Origin of the sequence: Segatella copri (assembly GCF_019249765.2) — a bacterium.
Lineage (GTDB): Bacteria > Bacteroidota > Bacteroidia > Bacteroidales > Bacteroidaceae > Prevotella > Prevotella copri_K.
This window is the reverse complement of record NZ_CP152484.1, coordinates 2,194,236-2,217,716: the sequence shown is the minus strand read 5'-3', so window position 1 is coordinate 2,217,716 and position 23,481 is coordinate 2,194,236. Positions and strand designations below refer to the sequence as shown.

Here is a 23,481-nt window from a genome sequence, read left to right as displayed (position 1 = left end):
AGCAAATTAGCATCTTGGCTATTTGCTGAATTCTCAATTCATATTCTATTTTTCCTTTTATTCTTTACTTGAAGCTGAGCTTGCCTTCGGCAATCTTCTTGGCTTCTTCTGGCTTGTTGGTGGTTATGAAGTCAACGCCGGAATCTACGCATTTCTGAATCTCCTTCATCTGGTCGATGGTCCATACATTCACCTTCATGCCCAGGTCGTGACTCTCTTTAATCCAGTTCGGATTTTTGAGGAGGGCACCACCATAGTAGTCGATGCCGGCAAAGCCTTTCTGTTTGATGACTTTGGGAGCCACGTCGCTGCCCAGATAGTAAACCCGGGCTTGTGGGTTCAGCTTTACGAGTTCCTCGCAGGCATGCATGCTGAAGGAGATGTAATCCACCTGCTTCTCCATGCCGGTTGCCTTTACCAAATCAAGGCAAGCCTTTACGCATCTGTCTTCACGCTCAGGAGTCTGATGGGCCTTGATTTCCAGAATCAGCTGCATGGGAGCAAGCTTCTTGCCTGCCTCCAGATAACTCTTCAGCGTGGCGATAGGCTCACCGTTGGCAAGTTTCAGATTCTTGATGTCGGCATACTTGGCGTTCTCGATGATTATGCCATGGATGTCGTCGTCATGGTTTACCACCACGGTGCCGTCTGTGGTGATGTGTACGTCAAACTCGCTTCCCCAAACATCAGCCTTCTTGGCATTCTGCATGGCAGCGATGGAGTTCTGGGCTGCACCCTGACTGTTCCAATGGCCACGATGGGCTATCACCTTTACTTGAGCCATGGCGGAAGATGCCAAAAGCATCATTCCGCACAATATCATACTAGTCTTCTTCATATTCTTCTTTAAAAAACTTCTAATAACGTCTGAAAACGTCTGAGATAACTTCTAAAAATCTGTTTAAAATCTGTATCTTATACCCAACTGGCACTGGTAAGGATTACCATTGCCACCAGCTACGCCGGCGTTGGTATTTACGGCATACTTATACTGCTTCTTCTCCTGGTCGAAACCTGTGATGTAATAGAGAGGAACGTTAGAGAGGTTCTTGCCTACACCCCAGTCTTTGTTGAGAAGGTTGGCCACATTGAATACATCCAGTGAAACTTCCAGGGCATGGGTCTTGTAAAGCTTGAATGCCTTCTCCAAGTGAAGGTCGAAGGTGCCGTAGAAGCCATTTACGCCGCCATTGCGCTCAGCCATCTTGCCATAGTTGCTCTGCAAATACTCCTTGAACTTCTTCTCCACCTTAGGGTTAGCCATCAGGGTTTCGAAGCCCTTGCGGATGCATGCATCGGTGTTAGGGTCGTTAGGGTCGAAGATATAGGCGAGGTCGTTGGTTGCCACGAAGTCACCATTCACGTTGCCACCTACGATGGTAGAGTAGCGGGTGCCGCCGATGCCAGAGAAGCGGATACCTGCCTGGATGCCCCAGAAGGTTGGTGCTGTTCCGTAAACCACCAGCTTGTGGCGGAACTGACCGTTACCATAGCTCAGCTGACTCATGTCGCGTGGGTCATCCTTCACCATCTTTACCAGTGTTGAGGTGTTTGCCACGTCGCCATTATAGGTGTTGTTGTCCTTTACGCTGTTCCATGTATAGCTGAATGAGAGGAATCCATCCTTGAAGTATCTCCAGCTACCGTCGATGACGAAGGCAAACTGGTTTACCTTTCCGATGGTGTTAAGCTCCAGTACACGACCTATCTCCTTGGTCTTTCTGCCTTCCAGCCAGTTGGTGTTGCCCTTGGCATCGATGGTGTTGGCAGGCACATAGACGCCACGTCCACCTTCGTTTTCCAATCTGAAGTAAGGCTCATCCACCATGTTCTTGTCGATATAGAGATAGTTGTGGCGAGCCAGAGTCATGTATCCTGCTACGCCCATCTTGAATCGGTCGCTGAAGTAGTGGGTATACGATAGGTTTGCCTTGTAGATGGTTGGCACCTTGGAGCCCTCCTTGTTGCAGTTGATGGTGACGAGCTTCTCTACATTTGGATTCTTCAGCAGATCAGCACCCGGAGTTGTGGCTGGGTTCTGACGATAGCTTGGGAAGTTAGGAGTAGGGATGAGGCTCGCATCCTGGGTATCGATGGTTACGATGCGGCTTCCGTCGAACACCTGACTGTTTACCGTGGCGTAGTTGTTGATGTCTGATGCAAAGATACCGCCACCAAGCTTCAGAATATCGGTATGCTTGTTGTTGATATCCCACTGCAACTGTAATCTTGGCTGTACCAGGAAGAGACCGATGCCCTTGTCGGTTCTTACACCGAGAAGACGGTCGGCTGGCTCGTAGTAGTTGCCGTGGTCAAGATAGGAAGCGTTGTCGATGCGTACGCCGGCTGTGAGGTCGAAGCCCTCGAAGAGCTGGGTGTGCAACTGACCGTAGATACCTGCGTTTACGATGCGCTGGGTTACCTTCTGGTTCTTTTCGCCTTCTACCATATATACGTCGCGGGCATATCGGTAAGGGGTCATGTTGTTGAAACTGTCAAGTCCCTTGAAGTAGAAACGTCCGTTGGTTTCGCTGCCATAGAGTGAGGAGAGGTGAGAATACATCACGTCCAAGCCCAGGGTATAGTTGATCTTGCCTGCATTGATGAGCAGGTTATCTACAAACTGATATACGTTGTCGTGGAAATTCTCTGGGGTGAATCGCTGTCCGCCTATCTGGATGTTGGTCATCAAGGTCTTTCCATCTACTTCCGATGCTACGTTCTGCACGATGGCACGTGGGATGGTGCCGTTAGGCAGGAGACTGTTTGCCTTGGTCTCTTCCATCGAATACATCCATTGCACTTTCGCCTCGTTGGTAATCTTTGGTCCGAATACGCTGCGGAGAGATGCCATCAAGCTGTTGTCTGCGGTGTTGCAGTCGGAGTAAGACTCCAGGAAGTTGATGGTGGTATTGTCACCTTGGCTATATGGCTGCTTGTTGATGTTCAGGTTGTTGCGAACACTGAGCAGATTGGTTGGGTTGATCTGCCAGTCGATGCGTGCGAACACGGAGTTGGTGTTTGATTTCTTGTCAAACGAACCGTACTCCGGCTGGTTAGGCAGCCCGTATTTATCTTTTGCTATCTGGGTGAAGGCATCAAGTGTAGCTTGCGACAGATTGTATCTGCTTTCATCCGATACTCCATGAATGTCGGCGATGCGCAATGGCTTGGTGTCCTGCTGATGATCCCATGCCACGAAGAAATGCAGGCGGTCTTTGATGATAGGTCCACCCAGCGAGAAACCATACTGATAGGTGGAGAAATCAGAGGTACGCTTGTTGCCGAGGATGTCGTACTGGCTGGCGAGCCAGTCGGTGCGGAGATAGGAGAATGCCGAACCCTTGAGGGTGTTGGTACCCGATTGGGTTACGGCGTTAATGAGTCCGCCACCTGCACGGCCATAGGTTACATCATAGGCATTGGTTACCACCTTAAACTCTCTCACGGCCTCCATGGTCATGGCGTAAGGACTGCCTTTTCTGGTATTGGCAGCACCGCCGGAGATAGGGTTCTTGGATGACATGCCATCGATGTTGAAACCGGTGGAAGAGGCAAGCTGACCGCTGAGGTTCATGCCGTTGCTCAGCGGAGAGAGGTCGATGAGCGAAGTGAAGTTACGTCCGTTTACAGGCAGTTTCTTGATGTCCTGCGCTGTAACGCTGGTTGATGCTCCCTCGTTATCCACGTTCTTCTTCAGAGAGTTTGCCACCACTTCAATCTCTTTCAATTCCTGGCTCTGGTCGCTCATGGTGAAGTCAACACGCAGCATATCGCCCTGGTTGAGCGAATAGCCTGTGCGCTTCTGGTCACCATAACCGATGTATTTGGCGGTGATGGTGTAAGGCGAACCGAGTGGAATTTCTCGGATGGTATAGTTTCCGTTGGCATCAGTGGCAGCGGAAACGGTGAAACCTGTAGACTCGTTCTTTACGGTTACCAAGGCACCGATTACAGGTTCTTTGGTGTTATCCACAATCTTTCCAGTAACGGTGGCACGGGTGTTCTGTGCTAAGAGGCACGTGGTGCTACCAGCCGCCAACAGCGCTGCTGTGGCGACAAATCGAATTGAATTCATAAAATACAATCTTTGGTTTATAAAAGTTTATCGTGATTCTGCCGAATATCATAGAATTCTTCTATTCCTATTTCCTAAAAGAATTCTTCTGCTATTTCCTGAATACGTTTTTTACTTTCTCATAGCTGTGAGTGTACTCTCCACGTCGTTGAGCATTTTTGCAGTACTCTTGCGGCTAGCCTTGAGCATCTGCTGTTCCGACTGTGGGTTGATGGATGTGAAGTAATTGCTACCCTGTGCCAATTTCTTCTTGTTGCCATCATAGAGTGAATAGTTCACGTAGTGGAAGATGGTCTTGAAAGGCTCTTCCTGATACTTGAGATAGTGATTGTCGAGGAGGAGGAGATAATCGGCTCCTGCCTGGTCGAGCATGCCACGGAGTTGGGTGGCATTGACGAATGTAAGGTCAGATGACTGGTTCTCGCCTTCGCCTGTGGTCTTGATATCCTCCAGAATGTCGTGGTAGGTGCCCTGAATAGCATTACCGTCTACATAGGTGAAGTTTGCCTTTGATTTCTGGGCAAGTTGTGCGAGGTTGTCTTCTATCACCTTATTATATATGTAGCATACGCTGTCTGGGTTGATCTGCGTATCCTCTGCCAGCATATCAGTAACGAAATAGTTTGATTTCACGTTGTCTTGAGCGCCTATCACGAGTACGCGATGGGCTTTTACTGCGTTGCTGGTGGCATTGCTTTCCAATTCTGGTGTGCCAGCCATCATGTTGCTGCTAACGAGCATGGTCATCATCAGCAAACTACCTTTTGTAAATGTTTTCTTTCTCATTCTTCTTCTTCTTTTCTATGATAATCTTTTCTGGTTGCAAAGGTAGGGGTATTAGATTACAGGAGAAATGCAATGGTGATACAATGCTTTGAATAAATTGTTTCAAAAAAATGAAGGTGGAACATCGGGTTCGATGCTCCACCTTTTATATATATACCTTATTATATATACATCTAAAATATCTTTATTCTGCCAATCGGATGCTCATAGGGCTTACGGTGATGAGGCGCTTCTTGTAGAGGTCGCCAATGGCACGCTTGTAAACCTTCTTGCTCACGTGGAAACGCTCGTAGATGTCGTCGGCCTCGCTCTTGTCGCCAAGGTTGCACTCGCCGTCGTTGTCCAGGAGATACTGGTAGAGGGTTTCGGCGAAATCGGCTGTCTGCTGGATGCCGGTCTTCTGCAGGGTGACATCTATCTTTCCGTCAGGACGGACTCTTCCGATGTAGCCCTTCATCTTGTCACCCGTATGGATGTACTGGAAGATTTGGTCCTGATAGAGAAGACCCGGATACTGGTTGTCGATGATAACCTTGAAGCCGAGGTCGGTCTTCTGCCAGATGAGGAGATCCACCTCATCACCATGCTTGTAGTGAGGATGGTCTTCGTTGAGATAACGCTCAATCTTGGCAGAGGCAACGATGCGATAGCTCTCCTCATCAATGTGGATATGTACGATGTAGGAGTTGCCGAGCACCATACGCTTCTTCTGTTCGCGGAATGGGCAGAAGATGTCCTTCATCAGCCCCCAGCCCAGAAAGGCTCCGTATTCGTTGACCCATTTCACTTCGAGATAGGCGAAATCGCCCACCTTTGCCAAAGGGGTTTCGGTGGTTGCTATGAGGCGCTCTTCCTGGTCGAGATAGATGAAGACATCCAACTCGTCGCCGATGCCTGCGTCTTCAGGTACGTAGCGGGATGGAAGGAGGATTTCTCCCTCGTCACCACCATCGAGATACAGACCGAAATCAACTTTCTTTACGATGCGAAGGCGATTGTAATCGCCGAGTTTTATCTTTTTGCTCATATAATATTATCTTCAGTTTTTTCTTCTGTTGTTGGGGCTTCTGCAACTTCTGCAGTTTCTTCCTGGCTATCAGCAGCTCCTGCTTCCACCGTCTTCTCAATCATTCCATCCTTGAGATGGATGGTGCGGTCGGTGATGGCAGCAAGGCCCTCATCATGAGTTACGATGACGAAAGTCTGACCGAACTTGTCTCTGAGGTCGAAGAAGAGCTGGTGAAGCTCAGCCTTGTTCTTGGTGTCGAGACTTCCTGATGGCTCATCGGCAAGGATGACGGCAGGATTATTGACCAAAGCTCTCGCCACGGCTACACGCTGTTTCTCACCACCGGATAACTCGGCAGGCTTGTGACTGGCTCTATCGCTCAAGCCCATGAACGCCAGTAACTCCTCGGCACGTTCCTTGGCTTCTTTTCGGCTCTTGCCTGCAATGAAGGCAGGAATCATGATGTTCTCCAGGGCGGTGAACTCAGGGAGAAGTTGGTGGAACTGGAAGACGAAACCGAGATGCTGGTTGCGGAAATCGCTCAGCTTCTTGGTGCTGAGGCTGCTTACATCGATGCCATCAACCATGATGCTGCCACTATCAGGCTTGTCGAGGGTACCGATAATCTGGAGGAGTGTAGTCTTGCCGGCACCACTAGGACCGACGATACTTACCACCTCGCCCTTGTCAATATGCAGGTCGATGCCCTTAAGCACCTGCAGGGAGCCGAAGCTCTTGGTTATACCTTTTATATCTATCATTTTCTTACTCAAAATTATTTTGCAGGCAAAATTAAGCAAAATATTTGGAAATGCCTAATTTTAAGAGATAAAAAGAAAAAAAGAGCCTTATTTTATGTAATAAAACTCTTTTTGATAAAAACAAATTTGTTATTTTCTGAACTTCTTCTTAAACCATTGCAGGAATGATTCGTAAGCACTGATCTCTTCCTGATGCTGAGGCTCAGCGAAGGTAAGCTGGTCGCCGTAGGAATCACCATGCTGGTCGGGGAAGATAATCATCAGGTTGGTACCTGAGAAATATTTCGTTATTTCCTCCGGCAGACGCTCCAGTGCTGTCTTGTAAGATACGGTTCCCTTACGAGCGGTTACAACCACGAACAGGTGGTCTGGAGATATCTGCGAAGCCAGCTGTGGCAACTCGTTCCAGTGAATCATCTGGGTATAATCGGCACGCACTTCCGAATGCCGGTTCTTGATATATTCATTGATGAGCGCCAGACTCTCTTCTCTGCCATGAAACTGGATGCGGCAGTCGAGATTGCCGGCAAGTCGGGCTAGTCGTTCCAACCAGCGGTAGAAACCCGGCTCAAACTCTGCTCTCGAAGGTACGGCTACCTGTATTCTTCTCAATGTATTCAACGGCTGTCTGATGCGTGCCATGATGATCTGTCGGCTCAATCCGTTGAAGAGACTCTGGTGGAATTCTCCCCAGAACTTCGGCGAAACCTCAGGATGCATGTGCATTCCGATGATAATCTCAGAACATTGGAACTCGTTGAAGGCATGCTTGATGCCGTTGGCGATGTTGGCTGCAATACGAACCTGGGTCTGCGTCATCACATCGGTGGCAGCAGCCAGCTGACTGCAATGTTCCAGAATCCGTCTTCCCTGTTCCTGGTTGTATCGCATATCCTTGTCTTCATATACCACATTCAGGCAGATGAGTCCCCTGTTCAGTTTCTGGTTTCTCACCAGAAACGCCAGACTCATCAGGTTGTCGGCATATTCAGGATATTTCACCGGAACCAGAATCTTCTCATCGCTCACCTTCTTGTCGTCTTCCGCATCAGGCAGTTCCTTGTCTCTCAGGATAATCTTCTGCGAAGACCGGTCGGTAAGGATGGATGAGATGATGCAGGTAATCAGAATCATCATAACCACACCATTGAGCATATCATCGTTGACGAGATAAGTGCCCGGTGCTACGAGCAGATGCATACCCACCATCACCATGGCGATACTTCCGGCAGCATGAGCCGAAGTGAGTCCGAACATCATGTGACCCGAAGAAAGTGGCAATCGGAAACCCAGACAGGCGATATAGGCTGCGATGGCTTTGCCCAGGGTTCCGAAGAAGGCGATGCAGAACACGACCCATAGAATATGACTGCCCTGAAACAGCAGATTAATATTGATCAGCATGCCCACACCTATCAGAAAATAAGGAATGAAGAGGGCATTGCCGATAAACTCGAGGCGGTTCATCAGTGGCGAAACATGCGGAATATATCTGTTTAATATCAGACCGGCGAAGAAAGCACCGAAAACGCCCTCGATGCCCACTATCTGCGAAAGTGCCGCACTCATAAAGAGCATTGAGAGTACGAAGATAAACTGCATCACCGCATCGCTGTATCTTCGCAAGAACCATCTTGTAAGTCGGGGAATCAGTATGATCATCACGCCACAATAGGCGGCAAACTTGAGGGTGAAGAATACCCAGAACAGTACGCCGTCATGCTTGCTGAACGATGCTACCAGTCCGGCAAGCATTATCAGGGCTATGAGCAGCGAAATCATGCTCGACCCCACACTCAGCGTAACGCTCGGTTTCTGTTGCAGTCCGTATCTCGAAACGATAGGATAGGCAATCAGCGTATTGGATGCCATGATGCAGCTCAGCAGGAAGGAAGCCTTGGCAGAGTAGTGGAGCAGCCAGATGCTCATGCCATAGGTGAGGAAGAACGGTATAAAACAGGTGAGCAGGCCATAGATAAGCAGTCGCGACTTGTTCTTTTTCATGCCTTCCATATCCATCTCCAGTGCGGCGAGGAACATGATGTAATAGAGTCCCACCTTTCCGAAAAGCTCAAACGAAGAGTCGCGCTCCAGGATATTCAGTCCGTATTTGCCTATGAGTACACCTGCCAGCACCATACCGATGATGTGCGGGATACGGAGTTTACCCATGATGATAGGGGCAAAGAGGATGATGAGGAGCACTACGAAGAATATCAACGTAGGGTCTGTGATAGGGAAGTATTGAGCGATATGGAACATAGGCTTTCTTCTTTTTTGTTATACTTAAAGAGGGATTTCTGCATCTGCATTCATCCCTCCCTTTCTGTTTTTGACTGCAAAAGTACGAATAAATCTTGAAAGCACAAAGTTTTTCTGTCCTTATCCTACAATCATGGTGATATTTTTGCAATTTGTGAACCCGAAAACGGGTGCACCGATGCCTATTGGCATCACAACCGATGAGAACGAAGTGTTTAATACACAGGGGTGGTTACTGCTTCCTCAAACTATACTTGCCGTGCTTGTCGAACACGAGCCAATAGAGCACTGGCAGGATGGTGGCGATGAGTACCATCGAGATAAGCGTACCGAAGAAGATAACGGCTCCCATTGGCGACCACAGCGTATTGTTCTCTACCATCATAGGCAGTACGCCTACCGAGGCGGCTGCCGATGTAAGGAAGATAGGGCGCATGCGGCGCTCGCCAGCCTGGAAGGCGGCTTCCTTTACCGATAACCCCTTGTCGCGGCGCAGTTCCTCGGCATAGTCGAGCATGATGATGCCGTTTCTTACCAGGATACCCATCAGGCTCACAATGCCCAATATGCAGGTAAGACTCACGTCGAAACCCGTAACCAGAAGGCCTATCGCTGCACCGAAGATGCAGAGCGACATGGACGAGAGATTCACCAGTGCCAGACTGATGCGCTTGAAATGGAAGAGCAGGATGAAGAAGATAATCAAGGCTGCTATCATCACGCCCGATGTAACCTGAGGAAGGGTTTCGGCATCCTTTTCTGCCATACCGCCAATCTCCCAATCAAGACTGGAATCTAGCGGGAGTTTGGATACTTCCTGCTTCAGTTCGTTGGCCAATCGGTTGGCATTGAATCCCCTTAAAGGTTCACCTATGATAGAGATGGTACGCACGCCGTTTCTGCGTATGATGCTGCCGTCGTGCCAGTCGGGCGAAATCTTAGCCAGCTGGCGGAGTGGAACGCTCGATGTTCCTCCCATCACGGGGATGTATTCATTGGCAAGGTCGCTGTCGTTTTCCGATTTCAGAACCATCTTCACCGGATAGTCGCCTTCCCAAAGGGTGGCCATCGGGATGCCATCGCCAAAATGAATGGCAAGGTCGGCAGAGAGTATGGTCTTGTTCACACCCAGCCGGTTGGCCTCGGTGGCATCTGGAGTTACCCTGATGCCAGGCTGGGGCTCTTCGTAGTTGGTACGAATCAGGTTGATGCCTTCTATCTTGTGCATGCAGGCTTCTATCTTCCTGGCGGCAGCCTTCAGGTCGCCCATGCTGTCGCCGCTCACTCTTACTTCGATAGGGTAGGTGGCGTTGTTGTAATCCATCTGCTTGAAGCGGATGTAGCAGTCGGGAAAATAGTTGGAGTATCGGTCGGCATATCGGTCGAGTACCTCTTCTGTGGCATCGTTATCTACCGTATTCACGATAAACTGTGCAAAGTTCTCACCGCCAATCTGTGGCGCATAGGTGGTGTGGAAACGGGGTGAACCCTGGCCAACAAACGTGGTTACGGCTGTTACCTGCGGGTCGCGCTGCAGAATGTGGGCCATAGAATCTGCCACCTGTGCGGTTCTTGCAGCGGTGGTTCCGCTAGGCAGATAGAACTCTACGGCAAACTGGTTTCTCTCGGCGATAGGCATCATTCTCTGCGGAAGATGTACGAAGATGATGGCTCCGGTGCTCACCAGCATGATGCCCACGGCGAGGGTGGTGCGTGGAAAGGCGAAACAGCGTTTCAGCAACCAGGTGTACCCCATCTGCAGATAGTCGAGCGGCTTTTTGCGGGCGTTGGGCTTGTGCTGGCTGCTGATGCCCTGGTGAATCACCATATACTGTAAATAAGGTGTGAGCAGCAGCGAAACCATGAGCGAGATGCTCAGGATGATGAACATGGCCCAGGGAAATGATTTTACGAAATCGCCCATGTCGCCATGCATGGTAAAGAGGAATGGGAAGAAGGTGAGCGAGATGCTGAGCGTGGCAGAAAGCACCGACATGAAGAACTCTCTAGGAGCGGCGATGGCTGCATGCCAGCGCGACATGCCATGGCCCAGCTTCTCCATGTAGTTGTCAATGATAACCACGGAATCATCCACCACCATACCCAGTGTTACGATGAGGGCAGCCAGTGTAACGGTGTTCAGCTCCATGCCGAAAAGATAGAATATGCCCAACGACGAGAAGATGGTGATAGGGATGCTGAGGGCTGATACCTCTGCCACGCGGCGCGGCATGAGCAGGATGACCACGATGATGACGGAGATGACCGATATGAGCAGCTCGCGCAGGAAGTTTAGCACCGATTCGCTTACCACCTTGCTCTGGTCGGTAATGGTATTGATGTGTACATCGCCTGGCAGGGACTGTTCAAAATCATCCATCATCTTGTGTACGTCTCTTCCCATCTTCACGATGTCGTTTCCCGGTCGCATTTCAATGGATAGGAGCACGCATTTGTTGCCGTTGCTCTTGATGTATTTATTCAGTTTCGGATATTCTCTTTTAATCTGTGCGATGTCCTTCAGGCGCACGATGTTGCCCTTGGGGTCGGAATATACGATTTGTTCTGCCACATCCCGCTCGTTGTTGTAGGAGTCGGTGATGTGGATGGGCAGGTTGAGGTTGCCCATCTTCAGGTTTCCGCTCACGGTGGTGAAGCCCTGCAGGGCAAGGTCGTTCAGAATCTTATAGGGGCCGATGCCGTATTTGGCCAGTTTGTTCTGGTCCAGGCAGATGCTTATTTGTTCGTTTTCCAGTCCGTAGGTTCGCAGGTTCGAGATGGCATCAATGCGGCGCAGTCTGTCCTTCAGCTGGTCTATGTATGTATTCAGTTCCCTATAGGTTTTCTGCTTGCTTTCCATCGTGATGAGCAGGGCAGAGGTATCGGCGATGTCATCCACAGCCTGCAGGGCAAGGACACCCGTAGGAAGGGAGCTCTTGAAGGCCTGCAGGCCATGCTTGAACTTGCTCCAGAAGGCATCCCGGTCCTCCACGTCGTCGTTGAGCTCCAGAAACACGATCAGCATGCCGTCCTTACTCTGGGTATAGGTCTTTTTCTTGTTCACCTCCTTGTATCCGAAGATGAAGTTCTCCAGCGGTTTAGCCACCCGTTCTTCCACCTCTCCGGATGTAGCGCCCGGATATACGGCTACGCAGGCACCCTGCCTGATGGTGAATTGCGGCATCTCCTGCTTGGGCATGATGCAGATGCCGAGTATGCCAAGAAATACGAGCATGCCCATCAGAAGCAGCACGATGTTGTGGTTGCACATCGCCGACTCGATGAACGAGCGCTTGATGATGCGGTTGGGCTTCCTGGTGATGCGTGCCTTGATGTGGTCGCGAAGGGCGGAGTCTCTCTCCGGCTTTTTGGAATCCCCCGGTTTGTTTGTCTCTAGCCTTGTCTCTTGATTCATATCTTTTCCCTCCACTTTTTTATCGGTTATCGCTTTTTGCTGTATCTACATTCATTCCTTCAGAAACTTTCTGCTGGCCATTGATGATAACCTGGTCGCCAGCCTTCAGTCCCGAAAGGATGACGATGCCATCGCCTTCGAAATCGCCGGTTGTTACGGGTTGCTGATGTGCCTTTCCGTTTACTACGGTCCATACGAATCGGGAGTTATCTACATCCAGTTCTACGCTTTGTGGCGGAACGGTGATGTGGGATGGGGTAGCAGCGCTACCCTGCACCTGGGCGTTGCATACCATGCCTGGGAGCAGACGGCCCTGCGGATTGGTGATGCCCACCTTGACATCGTAGGTATGCGAGATGGGGTTGGCATCGATGCCTTTTTCTGAAATCGTTCCCCAAAAAATGGCACCCGAAAGAGCGGCTACCGTCAGTTTCACCTTGTCGCCCACGTGCAGATGAGATATTTCAGCTTCGGGTACGGATACCTTGGCGTTGACTTGTGCCACATTGGCGAGTTTCAGCACAGGCTGTCCGGGGAGCACGTAGGTTCCCAAGTCCACGTTCTTGGCAGCGATGACGCCTGCAAAAGGAGCTGTGAGGGTAGAGTGGGAGAGTTGCTGGCGGGCGATGCTTTCAGCCGCCTTTGCCTGTTCCAGTTTGCTTTCTATCTCCACCCATTTCATATCCGAGATGGTTCCCGACTGGTGCAGGGGCAGGAATCTTCTGTAGGCATCCTGCGCCTGTTTCAGGGTGGTGAGTGTTGCCCGGTGAGCCTCCTTCACGGTGGTAGGGTTGATGGTGGCGAGCAGCTGTCCCTTGCTCACTCTATCTCCTTCTTCCACCCGTATGGAAGTGATGTTTCCGGCTATCTCGAAGCTGAGTGTAGATCCCATCTTTTCCTCGATGGTTCCCACATAGTCTTTCGTTCCCCCCAGGTTTGTATTCCCCACGGAGATTGTCTCAACTTTCACGTTTTTCTTCTCTAGCTTCCTGTTTTTTTCTGTGCATCCCGTCAGCATCATACAGCTGATAATGAATGCGACAAGCCATCCCGTTATAACATCTTTCTGTTTCATATTGATTACATTTTGTTGTTTCTTGAAAAGATAATGCAAAGGTATGAATTTTAGCTGAAAGCATGGGGAAAATAGGATTAAAAAAAATAAAAAAACAGTTCTCCTTCTTCTTTTACTACGATTTCCACGCTGTTCATAGTTTCAATCACGTCTTCCATGGAAACTACGTCTCTGATGCATCCAACCGAACAATCTACACCTTAGACCGAGGGTTGAGTCGACTTGCTCATAAAGCTCTTGGCGACTATGGACCACTTGGTGTAAAGGTAAGCAACGATGATTTCTTGCAGTAATGACCCCAAAGGTACAAAAAAAGGCTAGTCCATTACCAGGACTAGCCCTCCGTTTTAATTATTTTCTAGGGTGCAATGAAATGTCATCCAGAAAGCTGCTTAGCACGTTATGAGTGATTACTTTACCTCAATGTGCTTAACATCGTCTTTTTTTTCAAGTGGACTCTTTCTTCAAGTCCTTATCCACCATGGCACAGACACAGGAATCAGACCATACGTTTTCTGCCGTTTCAATCATGTCGATAATGGTATAGATTGGCAGGATGATGCCCATGATGCCGATAGGAGCATTGATACCGGACATCAGAGATAGGGTAAGGAAATAACATCCCATCGGTACTCCTGCATTACCCACTGCTGAGATAACTGAAATGAAGAGCCAGAGAATCATCGTAGTCCAAGGTAAAGGCATTCCTCCATTCTGCATCAGGAATAAGGAGGTTACGAGGATAAACGCAGCGCAGCCATTCATGTTGATGGTAGTACAGATAGGCAATACGAAGCGGGAAACCTGATTGGAAACTCCCAGTCTGTCTTCTGCTGTCTGCATCGTCACCGGCAACGTAGCAGCAGAACTCTTTGTAAACAGAGCCATTAATACTGCCGGCATCATCTTACCCAAAGTGCGCACTGGATTCAAGCCTCTAGCCAAGAGGAAGAGCGGAAGGATGATGAAGAATTGAATGACATTACCTCCCAGGATAACAGCTACGTACTTTCCTAGAGAAGCCATCACGATACCCGCAGAGAACTGGGCTGAGAGTTGTGCTGCAAAGGCAACGATACCCAGAGGCAGAGCCCAGATTAATCCATGAATCAGCATGAAAAGCAGATCCTGTAATCCAAACAATCCCTTCATCACGACTTCTTTTTTATCGCTTGATGGCATCTTGGCTAAAGCAATACCTGCTGCTGCCGCCAAAATCAGGATGGAGAGTACATTTCCTTCGGCAAACGGCTTGATGATGTTGTTGGGTATTACCCCAAGAATATGGTCATAATAGCTGGTTTCTCCCAGCTTTTGGGGAACATCTGCCATACCACTCTGTACCAAGGCTGTAGGTAAATTGCCTGGAGATACGATGTTGTAGAGCACCAGTCCCACTGCTGCAGCTGCTATCGTCGTGAGCAGGGTGTAGGTGATGGCGTGGCGGAATATCTTACCGGTATCTGCCTGGTTGCCCAAGGATGCCAGGGTTGTGATAACTGCCAAGGCTATGGTTGGTACTGCCAGAAGCTGGAATAAGCGGGTATAGACCGTGGCTATGAAGTTCATCAGACCATCCAGCCAGCTGATGCCGAATATACCTAAGACTGCGCCTACTATCAAAGCGCCAATCCATAGTACCAGCTGCCGGGTTTGCTTATTCTTCACTCCTTTTTGCTTACTGCAGCCAGCATTGCTATCCGGCTGTCTATTTCCAATATTATTCATTGTTTCTACCATGATTTTAAACTATTATTTTCAAAAGGCAAAGGTATTATTTTTTTTCCTTGTCAACAATCCCACAAATATGGTATTTTGCAATCTCGTTATTTTTTTTCGGGCTATTCTTTTGCTTGTATCATTATTTTTTGTAACTTTGCCGAAAGAATTTAAAAAGGCAGCAATATGAAATATCCTATAGGAATACAAGACTTCGAACAAATCATAGAAGGTGATTATGTTTATCTTGATAAGACGGCATTGGTCTATGACTTAGTGACTAATGGTAAAATATACTTTCTGTGTCGTCCTAGACGATTCGGAAAGTCGTTGCTTGTATCTACCTTGAAATACTATTTTGAGGGAAAAAAGGAGTTGTTCAAGGGGCTTGCCATCGACAAGCTGGAGAAGGAATGGAAGCAATATCCTGTGTTTCATTTAGACTTCAATGGCATTAATTTTACTGATGCAGGAATGTTGGATAAAACCCTGTTAGGTTTTGTTGAACGACAGGAAAAAATATATGGGAGGGATGAGTTTGCTGAAGGATTGGGAAGCCGATTTGTATCTGTCCTCAAAGCTGCCCATGAGAAAACTGGTCTTCGTGCTGTTGTCTTGATTGATGAATACGACAAGCCTTTGCTAGATGTCTTGGACCAAGATTTGAATATTACAATCAATGGTCAGAAGAGAAAGTTGGAGGAATGGAATAGAGAAGTTTTGAAAGGTTTTTATTCAGTTTTCAAGGCAGCCGATGCCGATTTGCAGTTCGTTTTGTTGACTGGCGTTACCAAGTTCTCTCAGGTGAGTGTGTTCAGTGGTTTTAACCAACCTGATGACATCAGTATGGATGAGCATTACGAGGCACTTTGCGGTATTACGGAAGAGGAGTTGTATTCCACATTCGAGGAACAGATTAAAGTGATGGCTGTGAGATATAAAACTACAGAGGAGGGGATGAAATACAAGTTGAAACGTAAGTTCGACGGTTATCATTTTAGCTCAGACATGCTCGATATCTATAATCCGTTTAGTATCTTGAATTCTTTGAGCAAGAAGAGACTAAGTGACTTTTGGTTTCGTACTGGTACACCAACTTATTTGGTTCGCTTGCTTTCCCATTTTAAGGAGAATTTGAATGAATTGACAGGCAAGTATTATCCAACAAGTAGTTTCGTGGATTATCGAGCAGATGTAGAAGCGCCATTGCCTATGATTTATCAGAGTGGCTATCTTACGATAAAGGATTGGAACATGAATATGGATTCCTATCTTTTGGATTTTCCGAATGATGAGGTGAAAAATGGATTCCTTACTTTGGTGGCTACTAGCTATTTGCAGCCAAAAGAATCGACAGATGCTTTTGTTTTACAAGTGGTGAGTGCTATGGACGTGGGCGATTGCCATCAGTTGGAGAATCTGATGACTTCCTTCTTTGCCAGCATTCCTTATAACCAGCGTCGCAAGGACGATGAGCGTGAGAAGGAACGTTATTTTCAATACACCTTCTATCTCGTATTGAGAATGATCAGCTGTTTCACGGTGTTCATCGAAAAGCAGCAAAGCGAAGGTAGGGTAGATTGTGTGGTTGAGACCCAGAACTATATCTACATCTTCGAATTCAAACGTGATGGTTCGGCTGAAGAAGCCCTGAAGCAGATAGAGGATATGGGCTATGCCAGGGAATATGCAGCAGATGGCAGAAAGATTTATCAGATAGGCTGCAACTTCTCATCGAAGACGGGAACCATTGATGGGTGGAAAATGAAGTAAGTACTCCGTAAGAATATCCCGAAGATGTAGTGATGTGGCGTTGTTAAGAATGAAACTTTTTTACATTAGATTGCCTGAGATTCTCGTATTTTCAGATGCTTATTATTCCTTTGAGAATATCGCAAATATGAAGAAGAATAGAAACTTACTGATAATCAGATGTTTGTGATTTCTTGACAAGATGATGCCGTTGAGGAAAATCTATAGTTGTACGACTATAACCCCTATAGTTGTACAACCATAACTCTACAGTTGTACAACCATAGCATGTATAGTCGTACAACTGTAACTTTATAGTCGTACAACTATAGGTCTTGTTCTTAATATAGAGCAGAAAAAAAGAATTCCCAGCCTCTCAATCCTCTTGTTTTTATCGCTAGATTCAAAACTTGTAGCTATATGAATTTTGGTTATAAATATTGACGGGAGGTATTTTTGCAATTTTAATTTGAACTAAAAAAAGGATGAATAAAGAATGAATACAACAAAGTTAACAAGAGAAGAAGCGTTGCGACGTTGGAATGCTTCTAAGGAGACCAAGCGTAAGATGGTTGAAAAGCTCGAAACCTTGGTAAGAAATAGCTGTCTTGAACGGGGAGATTTGGAAAATTTAAAGTAGTACATGATGGAAAAGGTTATTGTTGACGTTGCGTGGTGCGACAGAAATTATGGCGGTTCTTTTGGTAGTAATGTTCCAGGAGCGGTGGTTTTTACTGCACCAACCTTTGAAGCTTTGCAAAAGGAGGCAAAGGAAAGTCTGGAGTTTCATATAGAAGGCCTTATGGAAAATGGGGAAGATGTACCCGAATAGCTGAAGAATGGTGATTATGAGTTTGAGTATAATATTATAAGATAAGATCAGTTGTGTATCTGATTTAGCAAAGAGGGTGTGTCATAAGTAAATGATTCACCCTTTTTTGTTTGTTGGAATGTTACTGATATGTTGCTGGAAAACATAGTATAAGTTGTTAGAAAAGATAGTATATGTTTTTGAGTTAGTTAGTATCTCCGGTCGCACAACAGCTGTTGTGCGCTTGCATAGCAGCTGATATGCGCTTGCACAACAGGTGATGTCAGGGTAAACGCATCAAACTTTTTACCTTTTAACATATAGATATTAATGTTGTATCTTATTGAATATTAACTATTTATATTTGCTTGTACCAAAAATATTTTGTATCTTTGTAAAGAATAATTAAACACTTAAAAGTTACAAAATGAGCATAATTAAGTTATCTAAACAAATTCCAGACCCAAGAGTCACAGGACGAACTGTTCATAAAATGGAACATATTATCTATATTACCATAGCAGCAGTACTGGCTGGATGTCAAACATGGGATGATATTGCTGAGTTTGGAAGAACTAAGAAGGAGTTCTTCAAATCTCGTTTGGTAGGTTTGGAGCACATTCCAAGCCATGACACCTTCAATCGTTTCTTCTCTATATTTGACCCAAAGGGCTTTGAACAAATTTTTCGCGATTGGGTCAAGGAAATTGTTGGTGAGGTCAAAGGCATAGTAGCCATTGACGGCAAGTTAATGCGTGGCTCCAGCAAATGCGATTCAGAGCACACATTGGGCAAAGATGATTTTCGCATGTGGATTGTGTCGGCATGGTCTTCTGATAACAATATCTCTCTGGCTCAAGAGAAGGTGGGCGACAAGACTAACGAAATCACCGTTGTACCAAAGTTGCTTAGCGCAATAGACTTAAAAGACACCATTGTAACGATTGATGCCATGGGATGCCAAACCTCTATAACCAAGAAAATAAGAGAGGGAAACGGAGATTATATTATTGCATTGAAGAAAAATCAAAAGACAAGCTATGATTTTGCAAAGGATATCATAGCCGAATACACTGATCGTGACTATCAGGGTATAGTTTCAAAGCATACTTCCTTTGACAGAGGGCATGGCAGATTAGAAGAAAGGAAATGTATAGTGGTGAGTTATGGCAGCACTACTCAAAAAATGTTCAAGAACAAATTTGAAGGGCTAAAATCTATTGTTGGCATTCTGTCACGAAGAACTATCGTTTCAACAGGTGAAACTTCCGAGGAAAACAGGTACTACGTAACTTCCCTAGGAAATGAAAGGCCTGAGGGAATCGCCAATGCAATAAGAAAGCACTGGGGAATAGAGAATAATTTGCACTGGCAATTAGACTTTACCTTTAGAGAAGACGAAAGTAGAAAGGTGAAAAATGCAGCAAGGAACTTCTCTACTATTACTAAGATTGCTTTGTCCATCCTTAAAAAGGATAAAACGATCAAGGGAAGTCTCAACTTAAAAAGAATGAAAGCTGGCTGGGACGAAAATTACCTGTCAAAACTTTTGGAGGCGAACGCATTTTGATGCGTCCGCCCTGCAGGTGATGTGCATGCGTAGGTCAACTGTTATGCGCCAACTGTAATTTAGACTTATGACGCCTCCTCTTTGTCATTTGATACATATAGAATGGCATTTCATACAAGGTAGGTTTAGATATTTGGCTGATAGAAATAATCTTCTTACTTTTGCGCTCGTAATCGGGAAGCGGTAGAAAAGAAAAAATCGTGGAACGAGGAACATGAAGTATAACCCTTTTTATATATAATAAGGTATGAAGAAGATTATGATTTCGTTGATGATGGTAGTAGCTGTCACCACAACCAGTTTTGCAAAGAGTAACAACACCGATGTGGCAAATGCCGTAAAGAGCGTAGCCGAGCAGGTAAAGCAGGCACCATCCGGTACAGTGTATGGTGTAGTTGAAAACACCAAGCGCCACATCATCGTAGCTACTCCTTTCGGAAAGTACACCATTGAGAAGAAGGACGGCGGCGTCAGCTTTATGGGAATGTCGGCAAAGCTGGTGAGTGCCAAGAATGGTGTGTATCAGGTTAAGTCATCACTCGGTAATTTCTCTGTAAATACGAGAAAAGGAACGATAACTAAAAAATAATCGTAACTGGTTGTTTACCTTTTCGTAAGGGATGGTATATAGGTATAGGGCATTGAATTGTTGTCACGGAATAGAAATGTGGAAGTATTTTTCTCTCGGCAATGGCAGTGTTCAATGCCTTTTTTGTCCTTCGGGATAAAAAACATCGCTAAAAGTTTGGCAGTATCAAGAATATTGCTTACTTTTGCGGTCAGAGTTGGAGCAGACGGAAAAGAACGGCTGCGATGAAGACTCGAAAGAATGAGCGTATTGAGCGTTATCTTGCGAGATAGGAATGTGGAAGTTTCAAAGTCTGCAATGATAATATGCAATTCGGCTCACGCATATGGATTATTGTACCTTTCACTCAAGGGAAAGGTAGCGATATATCTTATGGCGTGGGCTATTGCTATATTACTTGCAGACGGGTCCTTCCACAACCTCTATCCCAGTAATAGGCAATAGTCCCACGCTTTTTTGCTTGTTCTTGAATGTTGAATTTAAAAAGAATAAGTATGATGTACAATGGGTTACAGAATGATATGACATCTTTTGCAAAGTTTGCCTTTATTTTTGAAAAAGAAATAAAGGCAAACGTGAAGAATGAAGAGTTTAAAAGCCGTTTTAAAGCAGCTTTTGAACTTTATGAGCATAAGGTGAAGTGCCATGTTAGATATGTAAAACAAAAAGATATAGCTACGATCACTGACTATGCTAAATTTACATTGTTTTTTACCAAGAAACGTTCACAGGTTTTAGACTTTTGTCGCCATTTACGAAACTCATTCGTACATGGTATTCTTATTAAAGAGGATAAGTTTTTGGTTATCAATGACAAGAATAATCGACAGAAAGTTTCTTCTAAAGGATATTTGGAATATAGACTTGTGAAGGAATTTGTAAAGGAGATTGTGAAAAGTTATGAGTATAATGACTAAATGAAATGATATGAAAAATCAGAAAGGTTCATTTGTTTTTGACTATTCCTTTAACTAAGTAAAGGGATGTGAAATGTATTTTTGGAAAAAATTACGCTAAAATCTGCCGAATAGCTTAGAATGAGCGATTTATGAGTTTTTCACCTCAATGGAGGTAATGATTTAGCAACGGTTCTAATTTCTACAATTTGCATACGTTTGATTGTCAAACAACTCTTTGTCATCTTGGTGGCAAAAATACAATTTTAAATTTAGAATACTGCATTGTTGCATGTTTTTTAGAGTTTATTATCATCTCAAATATAATTAGGACTCTGAAAATATGCAAAAATGTACGGCATTTTATGAAATTATCCGTAGAATCTTACCGTATTCTTGAAATTTATTGTATTTTTGCAGCTGTAATAACATTTAATAAGAGGTGAAATGAACAATATAATTTGCAAAGTAGCAGCACTTGGTGGCATTATCTCCACTACTGATATATCTCATCTGTCAGAGTATAAACGACTGTTGAGAGCTAAGGAGCGTGGCGACTTGATAAAGTTGCGTCATGGCATATATGCCGTTCCCGATGCTTTGCTTAATACAATGATTGATGTGGAGCGGATTGTACCCAATGGCATTGTATGTCTATATAACGCCTGGGCTTACCATCAGCTTTCAACAACAGTACCACCAGCCTTTTGCATTGCTATCGCCAACAAGCGGAAGGTGGTGATACCAGATATGCTTCCGATAGAGCTGTATTATTGGAAGAAGGAGAACTTGGAGTTCGGCATTATGGATGCAGAAATTTCAGGGTATCATGTTCGTATTACCGATATGGAGCGAAGTGTTTGCGATGCTGTAAAATACAGGAATAAATTGGGATTAGATATTTGTGCTGAAGTGATACGCTCCTATCTGAAAAAGCCAAACCGCAATCTCACTCGTTTGCAGGATTACGCCCAACGCCTCAGAGTGTTTAATACATTAAAAAATTATCTTGAAATAGCAATAGAATAAAATGGGAAGGAAAAACTACGGCAAGTCTGTAAAGACACGTTTGCTCAATCTAATGAATAAAACAGGTTATAAATATATGTATCTCTTGGCAAGATACTTTAACGAAAGGTTGCTTTACAGAGTATCTGTTAGTCAATACAAGGACAACTTCTTGTTGAAGGGAGGCTCTTTGCTTTATGCCATGAATGGACTTGAGGCACGTCCTACGGTAGATGTTGACTTTATGGCAGATAGAATCAGCCGTGACAGGGATTTCCTTGCGCATGTGTTCCAAGAAATCTTGGGTATTGTATGCGATGAGGATGGAGTGTCGTTTGACATTGACAGCATCCAGTTAGAACCTATCACTGTCGAAAAGAAATATCCTGGCACCAGATTCTACTTTACTGCCCACATGGATACCATTTCTTACAACATGTCTGTTGACATTGGTTTTGGTGATGTTGTTACTCCATATCCCACAACCATTGATTTCCCATTGCTTTTGCCAGACATTCCATCTGTGAACATACAGGCATATTCCTTGGAGACTGTTGTCGCCGAGAAATTTCATACGATGATAGACCGTGATGTGCTCAATAGTCGCATGAAAGATTTCTTCGACTGCTACCAACTCTTGACAAAGAGAGACTTGGATGATGATACGTTGTATGATGCTGTCAAGGCGACTTTCGACAATCGAGGTCTTACATACAATCCCGAATTGCAGTTGTTCACAGAAGGTTTTGCGACAGATGTAGCACGCATAACCCGTTGGAAAGCTTTCCTAAAAAAGATTCAATGGAAAGAGGCTCTTGATTTCGATACTGTAATGGAGGTGATAAGAGAAAGGCTACAGCCTATGGCTGAAAAATATTGGAAAAAGTAGTTTACCCTTTTATCATTCTTTCGTCTTTGAATATAAAGAACACTAAAAATAGAAGATTATGATAAAAAGTAAGATTTCTGTTGCTGTACTATTTCTGCTATGCCTTTGTTGGTTACCAACACTTTCATTGGCAAAAGGAAAGAGCCATTTTACGGTAGAAGATTCACAATATGGAACTCGCCTTGTGAAATGGGAAGGAAAAGACTCTGTTGTGGATTTCAATAACATCCAAGAGCTTAAGGATGTAAAAGTAATAGGAGAAATGGCTTTTGAAATGAATAAGTACATCAAGCAAGTCATCCTTCCCGACAATTTGCTGATTATAGAAAAACGAGCTTTCAATACTTGTGAGAATCTTCAAACCGTAAAGATGCCAAACACAGTGAGGTATATCGGCAATAGTGCATTCAATATGGACCATCAATTAGAGCTTAGCGTCTTGCCGGACAGTTTGCAAGAAATCGGTGAATGGACATTTTGGGATTGTAATAAGGTCTGCATATCCGTGATACCTGAACATGTGAGCAAAATAGGAAGACTGGCTTTCACTTGTTGCGAAGGCATAAAGGCCCTTGTATTCAAGAATCAACTAGAAGTAATTAACGACCGTGCATTTTCTGGTTGCAAGAACTTGGAACGCATAGTCTTTCCGAACAATTTGAGAGAGATCTCCGATTTTGCCTTTGCCCGATGCATTAACCTTAAAGGCATCAATCTCCCTGCATCTTTGCAGAAAATCGGATATAGAGCATTTGGAAACTGCGAGTCACTTTTATTCGTGAAGTATAATTCTAATCCCAAAGTTGACTCTTCCGCATTTATGAATTGCCCAATAAGCCAAGAGAAATAACATTAGTATCA

At 45.4% G+C, this 23,481-nt stretch carries 18 protein-coding genes; 9 read left to right on the top strand and 9 right to left on the bottom strand.

All coding sequences use genetic code 11. The annotated features are described in order from the left end of the window. Positions 1-64: 64 nt before the first annotated feature. From KUA46_RS09650 to KUA46_RS09610, 9 genes are all read right to left on the bottom strand, one after another. Positions 65-838: a glycerophosphodiester phosphodiesterase family protein gene (locus KUA46_RS09650; protein WP_022121559.1), complete on the bottom strand. Its 774-nt coding sequence runs from the start codon at positions 836-838 to the stop codon at positions 65-67. 63 nt (positions 839-901) lie between these two features. Then, on the bottom strand, positions 902-4,078 hold the full coding sequence (locus tag KUA46_RS09645; RefSeq protein WP_218487893.1) for a TonB-dependent receptor: 3,177 nt from the start codon (positions 4,076-4,078) through the stop codon (positions 902-904). Positions 4,079-4,189: 111 nt separating this feature from the next. Then, positions 4,190-4,864: a hypothetical protein gene (locus tag KUA46_RS09640; protein WP_022121557.1), complete on the bottom strand. Its 675-nt coding sequence runs from the start codon at positions 4,862-4,864 to the stop codon at positions 4,190-4,192. 184 nt (positions 4,865-5,048) lie between these two features. Next, the gene (locus KUA46_RS09635; protein ID WP_153073108.1) at positions 5,049-5,891 is read right to left on the bottom strand and encodes a CvfB family protein; all 843 of its coding nucleotides are present in this window, start codon (positions 5,889-5,891) and stop codon (positions 5,049-5,051) included. After that, positions 5,888-6,634, bottom strand: a complete 747-nt coding sequence (locus KUA46_RS09630; protein ID WP_022121555.1) for an ABC transporter ATP-binding protein — start codon at positions 6,632-6,634, stop codon at positions 5,888-5,890. Before KUA46_RS09630 ends, KUA46_RS09635 begins: the two co-directional genes overlap by 4 nt. Before the next feature lie 129 nt (positions 6,635-6,763). After that, on the bottom strand, positions 6,764-8,896 hold the full coding sequence (locus KUA46_RS09625; protein ID WP_218487892.1) for a cation:proton antiporter domain-containing protein: 2,133 nt from the start codon (positions 8,894-8,896) through the stop codon (positions 6,764-6,766). Positions 8,897-9,128: 232 nt separating this feature from the next. Then, entirely contained in the window at positions 9,129-12,311 is a 3,183-nt protein-coding gene (locus tag KUA46_RS09620; protein ID WP_218487891.1) for an efflux RND transporter permease subunit, read from the bottom strand. Between the two features lie 19 nt (positions 12,312-12,330). Next, positions 12,331-13,386: an efflux RND transporter periplasmic adaptor subunit gene (locus tag KUA46_RS09615; RefSeq protein ID WP_218487890.1), complete on the bottom strand. Its 1,056-nt coding sequence runs from the start codon at positions 13,384-13,386 to the stop codon at positions 12,331-12,333. 447 nt (positions 13,387-13,833) lie between these two features. Further along, positions 13,834-15,114 (bottom strand): dicarboxylate/amino acid:cation symporter, encoded by a 1,281-nt coding sequence (locus KUA46_RS09610; protein WP_256625107.1) that lies wholly within the window; start codon positions 15,112-15,114, stop codon positions 13,834-13,836. A 177-nt stretch (positions 15,115-15,291) separates the two neighbouring features. On the opposite strand from KUA46_RS09610, the gene KUA46_RS09605 reads away from it, so the two are divergent. The 9 genes from KUA46_RS09605 to KUA46_RS09565 all read left to right on the top strand — a co-directional run bounded on the left by KUA46_RS09605 (position 15,292) and on the right by KUA46_RS09565 (position 23,470). Then, positions 15,292-16,878 carry an ATP-binding protein gene (locus KUA46_RS09605; protein ID WP_218487888.1) on the top strand — a complete coding sequence of 529 codons (1,587 nt, stop codon included), beginning with the start codon at positions 15,292-15,294 and terminating at the stop codon, positions 16,876-16,878. Positions 16,879-17,353: 475 nt separating this feature from the next. Then, positions 17,354-17,497, top strand: coding sequence for a protein tyrosine phosphatase (locus tag KUA46_RS09600; protein WP_218487887.1), 144 nt, complete (start codon positions 17,354-17,356; stop codon positions 17,495-17,497). Between the two features lie 3 nt (positions 17,498-17,500). After that, positions 17,501-17,689, top strand: coding sequence for a type II toxin-antitoxin system HicB family antitoxin (locus KUA46_RS09595; RefSeq protein ID WP_218487886.1), 189 nt, complete (start codon positions 17,501-17,503; stop codon positions 17,687-17,689). A gap of 406 nt (positions 17,690-18,095) precedes the next feature. Then, positions 18,096-19,238: an ISAs1 family transposase gene (locus tag KUA46_RS09590; protein ID WP_211421283.1), complete on the top strand. Its 1,143-nt coding sequence runs from the start codon at positions 18,096-18,098 to the stop codon at positions 19,236-19,238. Positions 19,239-19,485: 247 nt separating this feature from the next. Next, entirely contained in the window at positions 19,486-19,827 is a 342-nt protein-coding gene (locus KUA46_RS09585; RefSeq protein ID WP_218487939.1) for a hypothetical protein, read from the top strand. 521 nt (positions 19,828-20,348) lie between these two features. Then, on the top strand, positions 20,349-20,744 hold the full coding sequence (locus KUA46_RS09580; protein ID WP_434725789.1) for a hypothetical protein: 396 nt from the start codon (positions 20,349-20,351) through the stop codon (positions 20,742-20,744). Positions 20,745-21,170: 426 nt separating this feature from the next. After that, complete coding sequence (locus KUA46_RS09575; RefSeq protein ID WP_218487941.1) at positions 21,171-21,752, top strand: type IV toxin-antitoxin system AbiEi family antitoxin domain-containing protein; 582 nt, start codon at positions 21,171-21,173, stop codon at positions 21,750-21,752. Position 21,753: 1 nt separating this feature from the next. Then, complete coding sequence (locus KUA46_RS09570; RefSeq protein ID WP_218487942.1) at positions 21,754-22,620, top strand: nucleotidyl transferase AbiEii/AbiGii toxin family protein; 867 nt, start codon at positions 21,754-21,756, stop codon at positions 22,618-22,620. A gap of 58 nt (positions 22,621-22,678) precedes the next feature. Then, complete coding sequence (locus KUA46_RS09565) at positions 22,679-23,470, top strand: leucine-rich repeat domain-containing protein (RefSeq protein WP_022253092.1); 792 nt, start codon at positions 22,679-22,681, stop codon at positions 23,468-23,470. Positions 23,471-23,481 lie beyond the last annotated feature (11 nt).